Annotated in this window: 15 protein-coding genes; 8 read left to right on the forward strand and 7 right to left on the reverse strand. The window is 56.6% G+C overall.

Features of this window, described 5'->3' with window-relative positions; genetic code table 11:
• Window positions 1–18: 18 nt before the first annotated feature.
• On the reverse strand, window positions 19–732 hold the full coding sequence (locus AC0J4F_RS15535; protein ID WP_473023950.1) for an adenosylcobinamide-GDP ribazoletransferase: 714 nt from the start codon (window positions 730–732) through the stop codon (window positions 19–21).
• Between the two features lie 272 nt (window positions 733–1,004).
• On the opposite strand from AC0J4F_RS15535, the gene cobT reads away from it, so the two are divergent.
• The gene (gene cobT / locus AC0J4F_RS15540) at window positions 1,005–2,030 is read left to right on the forward strand and encodes a nicotinate-nucleotide--dimethylbenzimidazole phosphoribosyltransferase (RefSeq protein WP_133947016.1); all 1,026 of its coding nucleotides are present in this window, start codon (window positions 1,005–1,007) and stop codon (window positions 2,028–2,030) included.
• A 19-nt stretch (window positions 2,031–2,049) separates the two neighbouring features.
• Here cobT and AC0J4F_RS15545 read toward each other — a convergent pair whose 3' ends face one another.
• Window positions 2,050–3,600 (reverse strand): sensor histidine kinase, encoded by a 1,551-nt coding sequence (locus tag AC0J4F_RS15545; protein WP_473023951.1) that lies wholly within the window; start codon window positions 3,598–3,600, stop codon window positions 2,050–2,052.
• 130 nt (window positions 3,601–3,730) lie between these two features.
• On the opposite strand from AC0J4F_RS15545, the gene AC0J4F_RS15550 reads away from it, so the two are divergent.
• A complete protein-coding gene (locus AC0J4F_RS15550; RefSeq protein ID WP_133947018.1) occupies window positions 3,731–4,378 on the forward strand; it encodes a uracil-DNA glycosylase family protein in 648 nt (215 codons plus the stop codon).
• A gap of 50 nt (window positions 4,379–4,428) precedes the next feature.
• Here the strand turns inward: AC0J4F_RS15550 and AC0J4F_RS15555 are convergent, their stop codons facing one another.
• A complete protein-coding gene (locus tag AC0J4F_RS15555; protein ID WP_133947019.1) occupies window positions 4,429–5,385 on the reverse strand; it encodes a sulfurtransferase in 957 nt (318 codons plus the stop codon).
• Window positions 5,386–5,619: 234 nt separating this feature from the next.
• Between AC0J4F_RS15555 and AC0J4F_RS15560 the strand changes: the two genes are divergently transcribed.
• A complete protein-coding gene (locus AC0J4F_RS15560; protein WP_209002254.1) occupies window positions 5,620–6,111 on the forward strand; it encodes an Lrp/AsnC family transcriptional regulator in 492 nt (163 codons plus the stop codon).
• An 8-nt stretch (window positions 6,112–6,119) separates the two neighbouring features.
• Here the strand turns inward: AC0J4F_RS15560 and AC0J4F_RS15565 are convergent, their stop codons facing one another.
• On the reverse strand, window positions 6,120–6,758 hold the full coding sequence (locus AC0J4F_RS15565; protein WP_473023952.1) for a TetR/AcrR family transcriptional regulator: 639 nt from the start codon (window positions 6,756–6,758) through the stop codon (window positions 6,120–6,122).
• Between the two features lie 163 nt (window positions 6,759–6,921).
• Between AC0J4F_RS15565 and AC0J4F_RS15570 the strand changes: the two genes are divergently transcribed.
• From AC0J4F_RS15570 to AC0J4F_RS15585, 4 genes are all read left to right on the forward strand, one after another.
• Entirely contained in the window at window positions 6,922–8,958 is a 2,037-nt protein-coding gene (locus tag AC0J4F_RS15570) for an oxidoreductase (RefSeq protein WP_473023953.1), read from the forward strand.
• A 144-nt stretch (window positions 8,959–9,102) separates the two neighbouring features.
• Window positions 9,103–10,338, forward strand: a complete 1,236-nt coding sequence (locus AC0J4F_RS15575; protein ID WP_422023214.1) for an aromatic ring-hydroxylating oxygenase subunit alpha — start codon at window positions 9,103–9,105, stop codon at window positions 10,336–10,338.
• Window positions 10,339–10,341: 3 nt separating this feature from the next.
• A complete protein-coding gene (locus tag AC0J4F_RS15580; protein WP_473023954.1) occupies window positions 10,342–11,421 on the forward strand; it encodes an FAD-binding oxidoreductase in 1,080 nt (359 codons plus the stop codon).
• Between the two features lie 101 nt (window positions 11,422–11,522).
• Window positions 11,523–12,026: a DUF302 domain-containing protein gene (locus tag AC0J4F_RS15585; protein WP_473023955.1), complete on the forward strand. Its 504-nt coding sequence runs from the start codon at window positions 11,523–11,525 to the stop codon at window positions 12,024–12,026.
• 25 nt (window positions 12,027–12,051) lie between these two features.
• Here the strand turns inward: AC0J4F_RS15585 and AC0J4F_RS15590 are convergent, their stop codons facing one another.
• Window positions 12,052–12,768: a DNA alkylation repair protein gene (locus AC0J4F_RS15590; RefSeq protein WP_473023956.1), complete on the reverse strand. Its 717-nt coding sequence runs from the start codon at window positions 12,766–12,768 to the stop codon at window positions 12,052–12,054.
• A gap of 6 nt (window positions 12,769–12,774) precedes the next feature.
• A complete protein-coding gene (locus tag AC0J4F_RS15595; protein ID WP_306148498.1) occupies window positions 12,775–13,656 on the reverse strand; it encodes an NAD(P)-dependent oxidoreductase in 882 nt (293 codons plus the stop codon).
• Window positions 13,657–14,014: 358 nt separating this feature from the next.
• On the opposite strand from AC0J4F_RS15595, the gene AC0J4F_RS15600 reads away from it, so the two are divergent.
• A complete protein-coding gene (locus tag AC0J4F_RS15600; protein ID WP_209002179.1) occupies window positions 14,015–14,893 on the forward strand; it encodes a LysR substrate-binding domain-containing protein in 879 nt (292 codons plus the stop codon).
• A gap of 27 nt (window positions 14,894–14,920) precedes the next feature.
• Here AC0J4F_RS15600 and AC0J4F_RS15605 read toward each other — a convergent pair whose 3' ends face one another.
• Entirely contained in the window at window positions 14,921–15,511 is a 591-nt protein-coding gene (locus AC0J4F_RS15605; protein WP_133947028.1) for a LysE family transporter, read from the reverse strand.
• Window positions 15,512–15,538 lie beyond the last annotated feature (27 nt).

The following is a 15,538-nucleotide window of genomic DNA, read 5'->3' on the forward strand; positions in this document are numbered from 1 at the left end:
GTCCGGATCACCGCCTGGTTACACGGCCACCATAAGCACTCCGGTCAGGAATCCAAGTCCGCTGATCTGCTGAATTGCCCCTAGGACATCTCCGGTTGTTCCATTGATCTTGGACAGTGCCACCTGTGCCACACTCAAAGCCGCAGCGCCGGCGATCCCAATGCCGATTCCGGCAGCTTGCAGCGGCAAAGCTAGAAGTGCCGGGAGCAAAAGCACCAGCATAACCAGAACACATTGGCGCAGGGCAGCATCAGATGGTTTGCCGAACCGGGCCCCAAGTCCATCGGGCCGGGCCAGGGGGAGACGGTGCCATTGCCATACCATCAGGAACCGGCTGAAGGCTTCACTGGTCACAATAAGCAAGGCCGTGTCCGCGGCTCCGAACCGGTCCAGAAAGGCTGCGATCAAAGCAACCCTCAGAACAATGGCAAAGACCAGTGCAATTGCGCCAAAGGCCCCGATCCGGCTGTCCTTCATGATTTCCAGTCTCTTGGAGATCGTGGCCCCTCCAAAAAAACCGTCGGCAACATCGCTCAAGCCGTCTTCGTGCAAGGCGCCGGTCACGATCGTGAGGACGGCTGCGGCCATCACGGCGACAACGAGTGGCGGGAGGCTGGTTGCTCCAAAAACCAGCAGCAGGCCTGCCGCCGGAAGGGCCACAAACGCACCTGCGAGCGGAGCAGCTCTTGAGATACGGCTAAAATCCGGAAGCGCTGCCGGATCATCGGCCACGTTGAGCTTCTGAAGAGGCATGCGCGAAAAGAATCGGACGCAGGCTGCCATATCAGCGAACAGGACCGCTAGAGATGATACCGTCGTGGTTGATTGGTCCCAAGAAAACTCAGGCTTTGTTTCGGATGCAGTTTCAGTGTTTTGGTCGTTTTCAGACGGCATCCTGTTCGGTCCGGAGCTTGAGTTTTATCAAGGGGCGGTTATAGAACGGCCTCTTGAAGAGACCAAGAGGCGGCCTAACTTTCCGCCCATCAATTGGAACTGTGAGCACCATGTCCCTGTCCGAAACCGCGCTGCCATTCGACGATATTCGCAACCTGGTCAAGTCCATGCCTGGCCCGGACGAAGAGGCGCTTCAGAAGGTGAAGGCGCGGGATGCAGAACTCACCAAGCCTGCCGGGTCTTTGGGCCGTCTGGAAGAGATCGCGGAATGGCTTGCGGCATGGTCCGGCAAGGCCCCGCCGAAAATCACCCGGCCGATGGTCGGGATTTTTGCAACAGCGCATGGCGTAGCGGACGAAGGCGTTTCAGCATTTCCAAGTGCGGTGAACCGGCAAATGGTCGAAAACTTCGCAGCTGGCGGGGCGGCTATCAATCAGATCTGCCGGGTCAACGACATTGGCCTGAAGGTGTTTGATCTTGCCGTTGATATGCCAACACCAAGCATCACCCAGGAGGATGCGCTGGATGAGGCCAACTGCGCGGCCACCATGGCTTACGGAATGGAAGCGCTAGCGGGTGGTATCGATCTGATCTGTCTCGGAGAAATGGGCATTGGTAACACGACCGTTGCAGCAGCTGTCTTGAATGGCCTGTTTGGCGGATCGGCTGCTGACTGGATTGGCCGTGGCACCGGCGTAGACGACGAAGGTTTGGCGCGCAAACGTGACGCCGTTGAAAAGGCCGTGAACCGGCTGAACGGCGAAAAAGACCCACTGGAAGTGCTTCGCAAGGTTGGCGGACGTGAAATCGCAGCCATGGCCGGACTGATCATCGCCGCGCGCCTTCAGCGCGTTCCCGTGGTGGTGGATGGGTTCGTTGCAACGGCGGCTGCTGCAGTGGTTTTCGCGATGGATCCGGAAGGACTGGATCATTGCCTGTTTGCGCATGTCTCTGCCGAACAAGCCCATGCCAAAGCGCTGTCCCATATGGGCAAAGATGCGCTGTTCGATTTCGGCATGCGTTTAGGTGAAGGGAGCGGAGCTGCGTTGGCGGCCGGGATCATCAAGACCGCGGCCGAGGTGCATTCTGGAATGGCAACCTTCGCTGATGCCGGGGTCTCAGAAAAGTCGGAGTGACGAAACGGGTCTCACGGCCTTATGCGCTGCGTGCGTTCTCAAGGTCGAAGTCGGTGCTTTCTGTGTCTGCCCAAACGACGTCCGGTGAATAGTTCATCACCCGGGCGCGGGGCAGGGACATGATTGCCTCGGTGCCGACACCCAGCTGGGATTTGATCACGAATTTGCCGTCATGCATTCCAACGAGCGCCTGAACGATTGACAGTCCTAGCCCTGTGCCGGGTTCCGCGCTCTTGATGGCATGAGACCCCTGGCCAAAGGCTTCCAGCACTGTCGGAATTTCATCTTCCGGAATGCCGGGGCCGGTGTCGGTGATGGAAACATATTGCCCATCGTCGCTGGTTCGGCCGACCTTGATATGCACTTCCCCGCCCACCGGGGTAAACTTCACCGCATTTGAAATGAGGTTGAGGACGACCTGACGCAATGCGCGCTCGTCGGCCCACACCTGGGGCATATCCGGTTCATGGGTGTGATGCAGCATGATGTTCTTGGCGTTGGCGCGTACGGTCATCATCGACCCGCACTCTTCCACGACCTCTTCCAGATAAAGCGATTCTTCCTGCAACTCATGCCGGCCCGCTTCAATCCGCGACAGATCGAGAATTTCATTGATGAGATTCAACAAGTGTTGGCCTGAGCCGTGAATATCGGCGGAATAGCTCTTGTAGGTGTCGTTCTTCATCGGACCGAGCACCTCATCCTTCATGATTTCTGAAAACCCGAGGATGGCATTGAGCGGTGTCCGGAGTTCGTGGCTCATCGTCGCCAGGAAGCGTGACTTGGCAACGTTTGCAGCTTCGGCGCGGCGGCGTGCTTCGTCCGACATGGCGTTGGCCGTTTCCAATTCGGCAATCAGATGGTCCTTTTCGGCGCGGTACTCCAGCATCGTATTGGCGTTCTTCAAGAGCTGATTGCCGAGAATGAAGAAGAAGCCCTGTGCGCCAATCGCCATGGCAGCCAGCGTGTAGTGGATCGGGTCGATCTGCTGCAAGAAGCTCGCCGTGACGATGAGCGTCATCGGCAAGGTGCTCGCCAACAGGCACCTCGGCAGCGTTGCCGATTGCATGGTGTTCATTGCAACGACAATCAGGAGCGTCGCAAAGTGAAAGATCACAAACCCGTCGCCCGCATTGTCGGAACGCGGCAGGAGAAAGAACACCGCCCATGAGCATCCATAGAGCAGGTCGCCGAGGGTGAAGCGGCGGCGCCAATAGATCCGGGCCTTTTGGTCTGACGGTGCGCGCTCATATGAGTGGCACGTGACGACCATCAAGAGATGCGTGCAAAGCGTAACAATGAGCCAGGCGCCGAGAAAAAACGGGTTCAGCCAGATTACAGAGATCGCGGTGACGATAAGCACCAGAAGGGGAACCGCAAAAGCCGCGTTGATCCGTGTGTCGGCGAAGAGATGCTGGCGTTCCAGCTCAAAGGTTGAGTGCTGCCGGTCAGATGTGCCGAGGCGGCTGCGGACATTTCCGGCCGAACGGGCCATCTCGCGCCGGCGGCGCGCGCGATCCCGATCAATTGCCTGACTGTCGTCGTCTTTTACTGACGCGGCGGTGTCCATTCGGCCTGCCCAAGGTGTTCAATTGGTTATTTCGATTATGCTTGTTTCCTTGTTTTGACTCACCATTCCTTAAGATCGTCCCTAGAATTGTGGTAAGCAAAGGGTTAACCGGATCGCTAAAATTAAGGCATTGATTGAATTGACGAAAATCGAAGAAATTGAAGCTCTCTCTAACGCAGTGCGCGCGTGCCGGATTTGTATCGAGAACCCGGAAAAGGCGCCCTTGCCACATGAGCCCCGGCCGGTTCTCCAAACATCTTCGACGGCGCGGATTTGCATTAGCGGCCAGGCACCTGGGACACGTGTGCACAAGAGCGGGCGCCCCTTTACAGACCCGTCCGGGGACCGGTTAAGGTCCTGGATGGGGATTGGGGAAGATGTCTTTTACGACCCGGACCTGCTGGCAATCGTGCCGATGGGGTTCTGTTTTCCGGGCCTGGATGCCAAGGGAGGGGATTTGCCACCGCGCCCGGAATGCCGAAAAGTCTGGCACGATCGTGTGTTTGCAGCCATGCCGCAAATCGAATTGATCCTGGTTATCGGGCAATATGCACAGGCCTTCCATCTGGGTAAGGCGCGCAAGGGCTCTTTGACGGAGACCGTCGCTGCATGGGAGACCTACTTTCAAGTAAGTGGACGGTCTGACCGTCCGCTTGTGCTGCCGTTGCCCCATCCGTCCTGGCGCAACAATTCATGGCTTAAAAAGAACCCGTGGTTCGAAGCGGAGCTTTTGCCGGTCCTTCAAAAAGAAATCGCCCGGCTGTTGGGCCGGGCGTAAGGTGAGGGGTGACACATTTATGGATGCCATGCCAACCCCAGGGGAAAAGCTTAGTTCGTTGCCGTTTTCGGGCTTGAGATCGGCAGGTCTTTTTGCTGGCTCCAGCCAACCATGCTGTCGTCATAAACGGCGACATTCTTGTGGCCGAGCAGCTCGCTCAAAACGAACCAGTTCGTTGCAGCCCAGTGACCAGTGTTGCAGTAGGAGACGACCGGTGTGTCAGAGTCGGAAACCGCATTCTCTGCCAGCGAGGCCAAAGCTGCCTGCGGCTTCAACTGGTTGCTTTCAGTGTCATAGAACTTTGCCTGGTCGAAGTGGGTTGCGCCCGGCAGATGACCGAAGCGGGTTGCATCCTTGTGCTTCTCGGCGCCTTCAAACTGTGCCAGCGGCCGTCCGTCGAGCAGAATGGCATCCCCACCAATGAGGGACGCTACATCGTCGGTCGAAACCAGCAGCTCAGGACGTGGCTCGGCAATGAACATGTCACCCTCTGGCACGACTTCTCCTGTTTCAAGGGGCTTGCCGGCTTTTACCCACGCATTGTGGCCACCATCCAAAATGGCGACTTTGTCGTGGCCGAGATACTTGAAGGTCCAGTAGATCCGGGTCGCAGCCCCAAAATCGAGGTGAGATGTGCCAGCCGGAACCAGAACGACGGTCCGGTCTTCATGAACGCCGAGTTCAGATAACGAAGCCTCCAGCTTTTCAATCGACGGCAGAACGCCCGTCACATCGCCGCGCGAGGTGCGCCAGAAACCCGGATATTCGCTCCAGATAGCTCCCGGAATATGACCTTTCAGGTAATCGTCTTTACCGGACTTGGCGAGCGGGGAGCGAATGTCGAGGACTAGAAGGTTTTCGTCGTCTTGATTGGTCTCAAGCCACTCGACGCTGACCAAAGGAGATGCGTCCAGCGCCTGTGCGGCACTGGTCAGGCTTGTGACCTGAAACAAGATAGCACATGCGGCGGCCACAATCGCTTTTGTGCCAAGGTGCAAACGTGTCATGCCGGTCTCCTTCCAAAATTCGAATAAATTTCTATTCTACCGTGGAAATTGCACTGAGGAGGTGCTGTTTCAAGCAAATTCAGCTCCGAAATTGGAAGATAAATCTCAATTTCTCTTGCCTTCCCCCCATGTAGAACGGTATTGCGGGATCTGGACCCGGCAGGCAAAAAGAATCCTGTCATTTTGGGGCGTCCCAAAGCTTGGTGACGCTGCGTTTTCTCAGGCAAGACCATGATCGACCGCATAGACCGCCGTATTCTCTCCATCCTTCAGGAAGACTGTACCGTGCCCGTTGCCGAAATCGGCCGACGGGTTGGGCTATCGACCACGCCGTGCTGGCGGCGCATCCAGAAGATGGAAGAAGACGGTGTGATCACGGGCCGGGTGGCGTTGCTCGATCCGACCAAGGTCAATGCAAAGGTGACGGCTTTCGTTGCCATCACCACAAGCCAGCACTCTGAAGATTGGCTGAAGAAATTTGCCGACGTCATTCAGGAGTTTCCCGAGGTGGTCGAGTTTTACCGCATGGCGGGGCAGGTGGATTATCTCCTGCGCGTCGCGGTTCCGGACATCGAAGCCTACGACTCGTTTTACAAACGCTTGATCGCCAAGATTGATATCTCTGATGTGTCTACCACCTTCGCGATGGAGCAAATCAAAAACACCACTGCGTTGCCCCTGGCCTATGTCGCCACAGAAAAGCCGAAAGCTGACAAGGACGCTTAAAGGCGCATTCAAACAATAGGATGCCGGGCGCGGAAGCGGGCGATCTCGGCGTCTGAGACCGGTTGGCCGGTGAAAATCTCCGCGTAGTGGGGCATGCGTGCCAGGCGCGGTTCCAGCGGTTCGGACGGCCCGTCCACTTTCATCGAGATATAACCGATCTGGGTTTGATAAACGGTGTTCGCGCGCACATTTGCGTATTGCGGCGCATCGCCAAACCGCAAAAACAGAGCTTCCAAGGCGTCGACGCGCACCTGATCGGCCTCATTCAGAAGTTTTGCCAGCTGCGGGTCGGTGTGCGCCCAGTTGCGGACGGCAAACTCCAGGCGGGAATCGAACAGCTCCGGCAAAAGCCACAGATCGAAAATATTCAGCATCGCTTCCGTGATGGTCTCAGCGTAGGCTTCGGTCCGTTGGACAAGATTGCCGGTGTTTTTGGTTTGCCAAAGCGTGATCAACGCGTCCAGAAGGTCCTGCCGATTGGAAAAGTGGCCGTAAAAACTGGTGCGCGACAGGCCGAGCCGGTCGCTCAAGGGCATGACTTTGACCGCATCAATACCGCCATCCAAAAGCGCCACATAAGCCGCCTGGACCCATATGTCGCGGGACCCGCGCCATCCCGATGTTTTGCTGATCAAATCTGTGTTCATTTAGATCCGTTATCAGCGCAAATCTGCAGAAACAAGCAAAATTGACACCTATGTTTTCAAATCCGACATAAATGTCGTTTTTCCGACTTTTCAAAGAAGCCTATGCGGCCTTAACTGAGAGTATTCCGCGACCATCGCGGGCATGCGCACAAGAGGGAGAGGCATGTCGAAAGATCCGTTGCTGCAGCCGTATCAGCTGAAACATCTGACATTGAAAAACCGGATCATGATCACCTCTCATGAACCCGCTTATCCTGAAGACGGGATGCCGAAGGACCGTTACCGTGCCTATCACGAGACCCGGGCCAAGGCCGGCGTCGCCCTGACTATGACGGCCGGATCTGCTGCCGTCTCGCGCAACTCCCCACCGGTCTTCAACAATATCCTGGCCTATAAGGACGAGGTGGTGCCCTGGGTTAAACGGCTGACCGATTCCTGTCATGACCATGGCTGCGCGGTGATGATCCAGCTGACCCATCTTGGCCGGCGGACCCATTGGAATAAGGGGGACTGGCTGCCGGCCGTTTCGTCAAGCCATGAGCGGGAAGCGGCCCACCGTGCCTTTCCGAAACAGGTCGAAGACTGGGACATTGCCCGGATTGTTCAAGATTATGCCGATGCCGCTGAGCGCATGAAAGACGGCGGCATGGATGGCATTGAGCTGCAGGCCTATGGACATCTGATGGATCAGTTCTGGTCTCCGGTCACCAACACACTCGACGGTCCCTATGGCGGGTCTCTGGAGAACCGGATGCGGTTTTCGATGGAAGTGATCGATGCGGTACGTGATCGGGTCGGCGATGAGTTCATTGTCGGGATCCGGTTCACGGCTGACGAAGATCTTGAGGGTGGGATCACCGAAGCCGAAGGCCTGGAAATTGCCCGGCGTTTGAAGGCGTCGGCCAAGATCGACTTCCTGAATGTGATCCGCGGGCATATCGATACCGACCCGGGCCTGACAGACGTTATTCCGGTTCAAGGAATGCGCAACGCGCCACATCTTGATTTTGCCGGGCGCATCAAAAGGGAAATCGGACTGCCGACATTTCACGCAGCGAAAATCCCGGACGTGGCCACAGCTCGGCATGCGATCGCGGAGGGTCTTCTTGATATGGTGGGCATGACCCGCGCCCATATGGCGGATCCTCATGTCGTGAAGAAGATCGCAGAGAAACGCGAGGACGATATTCGTCCTTGCGTAGGAGCGACCTATTGTCTGGATCGGATCTACCAGGCCGGTGATGCGCTGTGCATCCACAATGCGGCGACTGGACGGGAACTGACCATGCCGCATGAGATCCCGCCGGCAAGCGAGAAAAAGAAGGTCGTTGTCGTCGGAGCCGGGCCTGCGGGATTGGAAGCAGCGCGTGTTGCCAGTGAACGTGGTCATGACGTCACGGTTTTTGAAGCAGCGCCTGATGCTGGTGGTCAAATCCGGTTGACGGCGCAGTCCGAGCGCCGCCGGGAGATGATTTCAATCATCGATTGGCGTCTTCAGCAGTGTTCCAATCGTGGGGTGACATTTCACTTCAACAGATTTGCGGAAAGCTCTGATATCGAATCTGAATACCCGGATGCTGTCATTATCGCAACCGGAGGCTTGCCGCACACGGACGTGCTTGGTGAGGGCAATGATCTGGTGGTGTCGGCCTGGGACATCATCGCGGGCGACGTCAAGCCCGGCAAGCGTGTTCTGGTCTATGACGATGCCGGAGATCATCCAGCCTTGCAGGCGGCAGAAATGATTGCAGCATCAGGGGCGCATGTTGAGATCATGACCCCGGACCGGTCCTTTGCGCCCGATGTTATGGCGATGAACCTGGTGCCTTATATGCGTGCGCTTCAGGACAAGGATGTGCGCTTTACGGTGACCTACCGCCTGAAAAGCGTGCGCCGGTCCGGCAACCTATTGGCAGCTGTGATTGGGACGGACTACTCGGCGCACACCGAGGAGCGTGAGTTTGATCAGATTGTTGTCAATCACGGCACCGTTCCGATGGATGAGCTCTATTTTGAGCTGAAACCGAAATCGACCAACTTCGGTGCGGTGGATCAGGACGCTTTGATCTTCGGCCGGTCTCAGCCGCAAGGCGCGAATCCCGATGGGGCCTTTGCGCTCTACCGGATCGGCGATGCGGTTGCTGCCCGTAACACACATGCGGCAATCTATGACGCTTTGAGGATAGTGAAAGATATCTAGAAAAGCGGCACAGCTGACTGAATTTGCAGCACGTCTTACTTGGATAAAATCATGCCGTTTTTGTGCTATGTAAAATCACAAATGCGCGTCAATTATCCGCCAGATCAATGGCCACTACAAACGGCTTTTACAGGATGATGCAGAATGCACAGCGACGCTGATATTCTTTCGCTTCTCATGTCCCGGACCCCCGGTTATTCCCTGCCGCAGGCCTTCTATGCTGATGAGGATGTGTTCCAGGCGGACATGAAACACATCTGGCACAAAGAGTGGGTGTTTGCGATCCCGTCTGCGGAATTGCCGAAGACCGGGAATTACGTGACGCTCGAAATCGGCGCCTATTCAATCATCATCGTGCGCGGTGCGGACGGTCAGATCCGTAGCTTCCACAACTCCTGCCGGCACCGTGGCAGCCGCATTTGCTCTGCGTCCAAGGGAAGCTCTCCGAAGCTTGTCTGCCCCTATCACCAGTGGACCTACGAGCTTGATGGCAAGCTTCTGTGGGCGCGGGAGATGGGCGAAGACTTCAAGCCTGAAAATCACGGGTTGAAGCCGGTCCACTGTGCTGATGTGTCAGGCATGGTGTTCATCTGCCTGGCCGACGCCGCTCCCGACATCGCGGACCTGAAGGCTCAAGCATCCCGATATCTTGGTCCGCATGACCTCTCCAATCTGAAGGTGGCGCACCAGTCGACGATCACGGAGAAGGCCAACTGGAAACTGGTCCTTGAGAACAACCGCGAGTGCTATCACTGCTCCGGTTCGCATCCGTCGCTCTGCCGGACCTTTTCCGACGATCCAAATCTTGTTGGCGGAGACGATTCCAGCAGCTCTAATGTGGGCCTCGCGCATGTCGATCGCTGCGAAAAATCCGGCTTGCCGGCCAAATATGTGATTAACGACAACGAGCAGTGGCGGTTCGTCCGCATTCCGTTCCTTGGGGACGCGGTGAGCTACACTATGGATGGCAAGGCTGCTGTCTCCCGACGCGTGGGCTCTATCCCGTTCGACAATGCCGGGACGTGCCTGTTTTTCCATTATCCGAACACGTGGAACCATTTCCTCTCCGACAGTGTTCTGACATTTAGCGTGCTCCCAGTCGGGCCGATGGAAACCCGGGTTACGACGACATGGTTGGTGCACAAAGATGCCCAGGAAGGCGTCGACTATGATTTGAAGCGGCTGACCGAGGTTTGGGTGCACACCAACGATGAAGACCGGCAAATTGTCGAAGAGAACCAGATCGGTATCAACTCTCCGGCCTATGAACCCGGACCATATTCGCCTGTTCAGGAAAGCGGCGTGATCCAGTTTGTCGACTGGTATGCTCGCACCCTTGAGAAGGGCCTTGTGCGCCGGTTTCGTGTGGCAGCGGAGTAAGTCATGGCGATGATCCCGATGCCGGACAAGGACACACCTGTCTGGACCGATGCCGAGATGCTGGAATGCGTGAACGTTTTGCCGGAGGCGCCAAACGTGAAGACCTTCACGTTCCGTCCGCCGTCCGGCAACCGGTTTGTTTACAAGGCCGGCCAGTTCGTCACGCTTGACCTGCCGGTCCCTGGCGGGAACGTGCAGCGCACCTACACGATTTCTTCTTCACCAGTGACGCAGGCCTATCTATCGGTGACGGTGAAGGCCCAGGAAGGTAGCATCGGGACTCGCTGGATGCTCGATCATCTGGCCCCCGGCATGCAGATCAAGGCCTATGGACCAGCAGGCCTTTTCCATCTTCCTGCGAACCCGGACGGAAAGTTCCTATTTATCTCTGCCGGATCTGGCGTGACGCCGATGATGTCGATGGCGGGCACGTTGTTCGAGCGCGGTGAAGAGCCGGATATATGCTTCATTCAGTGCGCCAACCGGCCGGCAGAGCTGATTTTCCGCAAGCGCCTTGAATATATGGCCTGCCGGACGAACGGTCTGCAGCTGCATTTCGTTGTCAATCAAAGCGATCCCTACGAGGTTTGGACCGGCTATCGTGGTTACTTCAACCAGCTGATGCTTGGTTTGATGTGCAACGACTATCTGGAACGTGACGTCTATTGCTGCGGCCCTGAAGGGTTCATGGAAGGTGTGCGCGAGATCCTGAATGCGCTCGGCTACGATATGGACCGGTATCATCAGGAGAGCTTTCAGGCTCCGGCGGAAACCAAGGAAGAGCTCACCGAGTTCGACGACGTGGTCCCGCAGGAAGACACCAAGGCGCATATCGTCTTTACTGGTTCCAACGTGTCGGCCTGGTGCTCGGAAACAGATACTGTCCTGGCTGTTGCCAAGGATGCCGGACTGAACATTCCGTCCGGCTGTACGTTCGGTGTGTGCGGCACCTGCAAGGTCAAGAAGGTGTCCGGCGAGGTGCATATGGTCCATTCCGGCGGTATCAGCGACGAGGACATCGAGGACGGCTTCATCCTTGCCTGTTGTTCCAACCCAATCGGCACCGTAGAAGTCGAGGTCTAAGCCGCGCGGACTAAAACATTCAAAAATTGAGATGTATCAATGGCGGTCACCGTGATCGTGCCATATCCTCCCAAAAATCAAAGCTTTCTTGGGAGGACGGTATGAAAACGGGTTTAACCACAGCTGGCGCCATCGCGATCGGAGCGTTTGCGCTTGTTGGCACTGCAACCGCCAACGCGGCTGACAAGGCAGATGCTCCGGACGGCGTGACGGCCTATTCGGTCGAGGCAGACTTCGAAGATGTCCGGTTCGGTCTTGAGAACGCGATCATCAACCGCGGTCTTGTCATCGACTACACCTCCCATATTGGTGATATGCTGGCGCGCACATCCGCCGATGTCGGGGGAACAAGACAGATCTATGCCAACGCCCAGGCGATGTTGTTCTGCTCCGCGGATCTATCGCGAAAAGTGATGGAAGCCGACCCGGCCAACATCGCCTATTGCCCATACACCTTGTTCGTCTACGACACGCCGGATGCGGAAGGCACCGTTACGGTCGGGTTCCGCCGCTTGTCCGAAACCGGATCAGACGCGTCGAAAGCCGCGATTGGTGATATCAATACGCTGCTGGACGCCATTGCGCAGGAAGCTGTATCTGAGTAACGGAGCAGAGTGTGAAATGGGGCACTCAGTCTTTGCTGATTGAAAGGCGCTGGCGCACCTTGTCGGAGTTCAGTTCCCGAAACGATTCGCGTCCGACCCGTCTTACGGTTTTGTTCTGGTTTTCAGAAAGCTCTTCAGCGAGCTGGAGGGCAGGGCCGTGCAGACTGGCAGACCGCTTTCCGATCTGGCGCAAGGCCCAATGCACCGCCTTCCAGACAAAATTTCGGGGGTCGCTGGCAGCTGTTCTGATCAGTGGCAGGTAGCTGAGGAACTCGGTGTCCGGCGATTTCTTCGCGTGAACGGCGCGCCAAGCGATCAGCGCGAAGGCTGCGCGCCGGAGAAATTCTTCCTCGTTGGCGGCGAGGGGTGCGATCAAGCCGTCTGATCCTTCGCGCCGCGCCAGGACGTTGGTCAACTGATCGCAGTGGTCCCAGGACCTGATTTCGGACAACCACCGCAGGGCGCGTTCATCTGTCAAGGCTGCTTGCGGAATGGTCAAAATAGCGAGCAGACGCGCTTCATGATACCCGCTGGCCCAAAGCTCATCAGCCAGGTTTTCGTGTTTGCCTATACGCCGCGCCAAGGGACGCAGCTCTGCCATTGGAACGCCGAAGGCCTTGGACGTTTCAATGCCGAACCGCGCCATACCGGCGCGGTTTTCTTCTGAGCCCAGGGCCGTCAAGGTGTCCAGAACACGGTCGAAAGACCAGTCTTCACCTGATGATTTTGGGCTTTGGGACATGCGGACTTAGCTTTTGTCGGCGTTCCGCAAGCGGGCAACCAAGCTGGAGGTGTCCCAACGGTTTCCGCCCATGGCCTGGACTTCAGCGTAGAACTGGTCGACCAGTGCGGTCACCGGCAAGCGGGCGCCGGTGTCGCTTGCGGTTTTCAGGCAGATACCCAGGTCCTTGCGCATCCAGTCGACCGCAAAACCATAATCGAATTTGCCGTCGCGCATGGTTTCCCAGCGGTTTTCCATCTGCCAGGACTGAGCTGCACCACCGCGAATGGCGGAGATGACGGTCTCCACATCAAGGTTTGATTTTTCGGCGAAATGAATGGCTTCAGACAGTCCTTGAACCAGCCCGGCGATGCAGATCTGATTGCACATCTTTGTGAGCTGACCGGCGCCGCTCGGACCCATCAAGCCGACAAATTTGGAAAAACAATCAATAACCGGTTTGGCTTTGTCGAAGACATCTTCATCTCCGCCGCACATCACGGTCAAAACGCCATTTTCAGCACCGGCCTGGCCGCCTGAAACGGGCGCATCGATAAAACCGCAGCCCTTTGCTTTGGCCGCTTCATAGAGTTCGCGTGCGACCTCTGCGGAAGCCGTTGTGTTGTCGATGAAAATCGCGCCGTCTTTCAGGCTGTGAAACGCGCCATCCGGGCCGGTGGTGACAGACCGCAAATCATCGTCATTGCCGACGCAGCAGAAGACAAAGTCACACCCCTCAGCGGCTTCCTGCGGGGTCTTCGCGAAGGAGCCACCATACTCGGCCGCCCATTTTTCCGCCTTCGCAGTTGTGCGGTTGTAGACCGTGACGTCATGGCCGCCTTTGGTCTTCAAAAAACCGGCCATCGGGTATCCCATGACCCCAAGACCGATGAATGCCACCTTTGCCATGATTTTGCTCCCCATGCAGACGAAGGCCCGGCTTGCCGCCGGGCCTCGGTGTTCAGATGTTCGGCAAAGTTCTAGGGCATCTTGATGGACTTGTCAGTCCCCCGCTCAGATCCAATACGGGCCGCGACGCCACAAGCGTGCGTGCCGTGTTCTTGCGGCCGTTTGCTGGTCTTGATGCTGTTGGGTAGCAGGATCAGGGCGTGTGTTTTGTGTGAAGCGTGTTGCCTCAAAGAAAGAACGGGCATAAACGTTAAACATGATCTAACATCCTTCTATCCGGTTGACTGAGGATAATGTGCGTTTTCTGGCCTTCTTTAGCGAGTCAGGAAGATTTTCAATATGTAAGGAAAACTAATATATGGACTGGCGCAATATGCCCCCGCTCAACAGCCTTCGTGCATTTGCGACTGTCGCGGAAAGCAAAAGCCTGTCCGCTGCCGGACGTGAGTTGAACGTCACACATGCAGCGATCAGCCAGCAGGTGCGGGCTCTGGAGAAACACCTTGGTCTTCCGCTGGTCGCCCGGGCAGGGCGCGGAATCGAGCTTACGGACGAAGGGCGGCAGCTCTATGAGGGCCTTCGAAAAGGGTTTGAAACGATCGGCGAAACCGTTGAGGCCATTGGCGCAAGCGGAGAAGCCCGCCCGCTGAACATCACGATGACCCCCTCATTTGCAGTGAGTTGGTTGATGCCAAGGATCAACGATTTCCGGCATAAACATCCAGGTGTCGAGCTCATGCTCAATCCGAGCGCCGAGGTGACCGAACTGGCGCCTGGTGGTACGGACCTTGCCATTCGTTTCGGAAAGGGCAATTGGCCTGGATTGGAAGCCGAACTGTTCTTGGCGACCAATTTCGTTGTGGTCGGGGCGGATTGCCTGATTGGCGAACGGAAAATGGAAAACCCGGAAGATATCCTGGAGTTTCCCTGGCTCCAGGAATACGGGACCAATGAGCTAGGTGTCTGGTTGGAGCGGCAGGGGGGTGTTCCGAAAAACAAGCTGAGCGTTACGCACCTGCCTGGCTACATGGTTCTGGAAGGTCTTCGCCGGGGGGAAGGCATCTCCGCCACTGCGAAAGCTTTTATCCAGCCTGACATTGATGCGGGAAATCTAAGGGTACTGTTTGAGGAGGGCCTCTATCCGGGGACAGGGTATTATTTGGTCACACGTCCCGGCGTAAAGCGGCCCGCCCTGAAGAGCTTCATCAGCTGGCTTCGCTCGATGATGCAGGAATGAGCAGAGCAGTCTTTTTGTTGCGGCGGGTTATTTGGGCGCAAGCAACGCGAGACCGACCACAATCAACATTGAAATTGCCATGGCGATGTTCACCCGCCGTTGCACATGCGGGGCAAGATTGAGCCGGTGGATTGTCATTCCAACATATAACCAACCAAAATGTATCGGGATCCAGATCAGGTTCATGATCAGGAACTTTAATAGCGTTTCCGCGACGAGGCTCGACGGCAAAAAAGCAAATCCCGTCAGCAAAGTTGTGTTCACGGCATAGGCCTTGGGGTTGACCAACTGCAGTGTGACGCCCGCCCAAAAGCCAGGCGCGCTTGGTGCTTCCTTGAACGCAATACGCGTTCCCGCAAAGGCAATCCGATAGGCGAGGTAAAGGAGGTAAAGCACCGAGGCGATCAACAGACCTGCGCGAATGTTTTCATTTGCCAGGATTACGGTCGCCATGCCGGACACAACGGCAATTGCAACCAAGTTTGTGCCGACAAACAGCCCGGCAATGTAGCGGGCGCCGGGCCCAAAACCGAACGCAGATCCTACGCCTGCTACCGACAAGACGCCGGGCCCAGGAGTGATGATCAAGAAGAAAACAGCAAGAGCGAATGTGATCATGCGCGTCCTCCTCTCGATTTGTGCGGG

The organism is Roseibium sp. R5 (assembly GCF_055755305.1).

Bases quoted from the DNA above. Each gene is read 5' to 3' on its own strand.
- cobT (WP_133947016.1), top strand. From the start codon at position 1,005: ATGTCCCTGTCCGAAACCGCGCTGCCATTCGACGATATTCGCAACCTG.
- AC0J4F_RS15545 (WP_473023951.1), bottom strand. From the start codon at position 3,600: ATGGACACCGCCGCGTCAGTAAAAGACGACGACAGTCAGGCAATTGAT.
- AC0J4F_RS15555 (WP_133947019.1), bottom strand. From the start codon at position 5,385: ATGACACGTTTGCACCTTGGCACAAAAGCGATTGTGGCCGCCGCATGT.
- AC0J4F_RS15565 (WP_473023952.1), bottom strand. From the start codon at position 6,758: ATGAACACAGATTTGATCAGCAAAACATCGGGATGGCGCGGGTCCCGC.
- AC0J4F_RS15570 (WP_473023953.1), top strand. From the start codon at position 6,922: ATGTCGAAAGATCCGTTGCTGCAGCCGTATCAGCTGAAACATCTGACA.
- AC0J4F_RS15575 (WP_422023214.1), top strand. From the start codon at position 9,103: ATGCACAGCGACGCTGATATTCTTTCGCTTCTCATGTCCCGGACCCCC.
- AC0J4F_RS15580 (WP_473023954.1), top strand. From the start codon at position 10,342: ATGGCGATGATCCCGATGCCGGACAAGGACACACCTGTCTGGACCGAT.
- AC0J4F_RS15585 (WP_473023955.1), top strand. From the start codon at position 11,523: ATGAAAACGGGTTTAACCACAGCTGGCGCCATCGCGATCGGAGCGTTT.
- AC0J4F_RS15590 (WP_473023956.1), bottom strand. From the start codon at position 12,768: ATGTCCCAAAGCCCAAAATCATCAGGTGAAGACTGGTCTTTCGACCGT.
- AC0J4F_RS15595 (WP_306148498.1), bottom strand. From the start codon at position 13,656: ATGGCAAAGGTGGCATTCATCGGTCTTGGGGTCATGGGATACCCGATG.
- AC0J4F_RS15600 (WP_209002179.1), top strand. From the start codon at position 14,015: ATGGACTGGCGCAATATGCCCCCGCTCAACAGCCTTCGTGCATTTGCG.
- AC0J4F_RS15605 (WP_133947028.1), bottom strand. From the start codon at position 15,511: ATGATCACATTCGCTCTTGCTGTTTTCTTCTTGATCATCACTCCTGGG.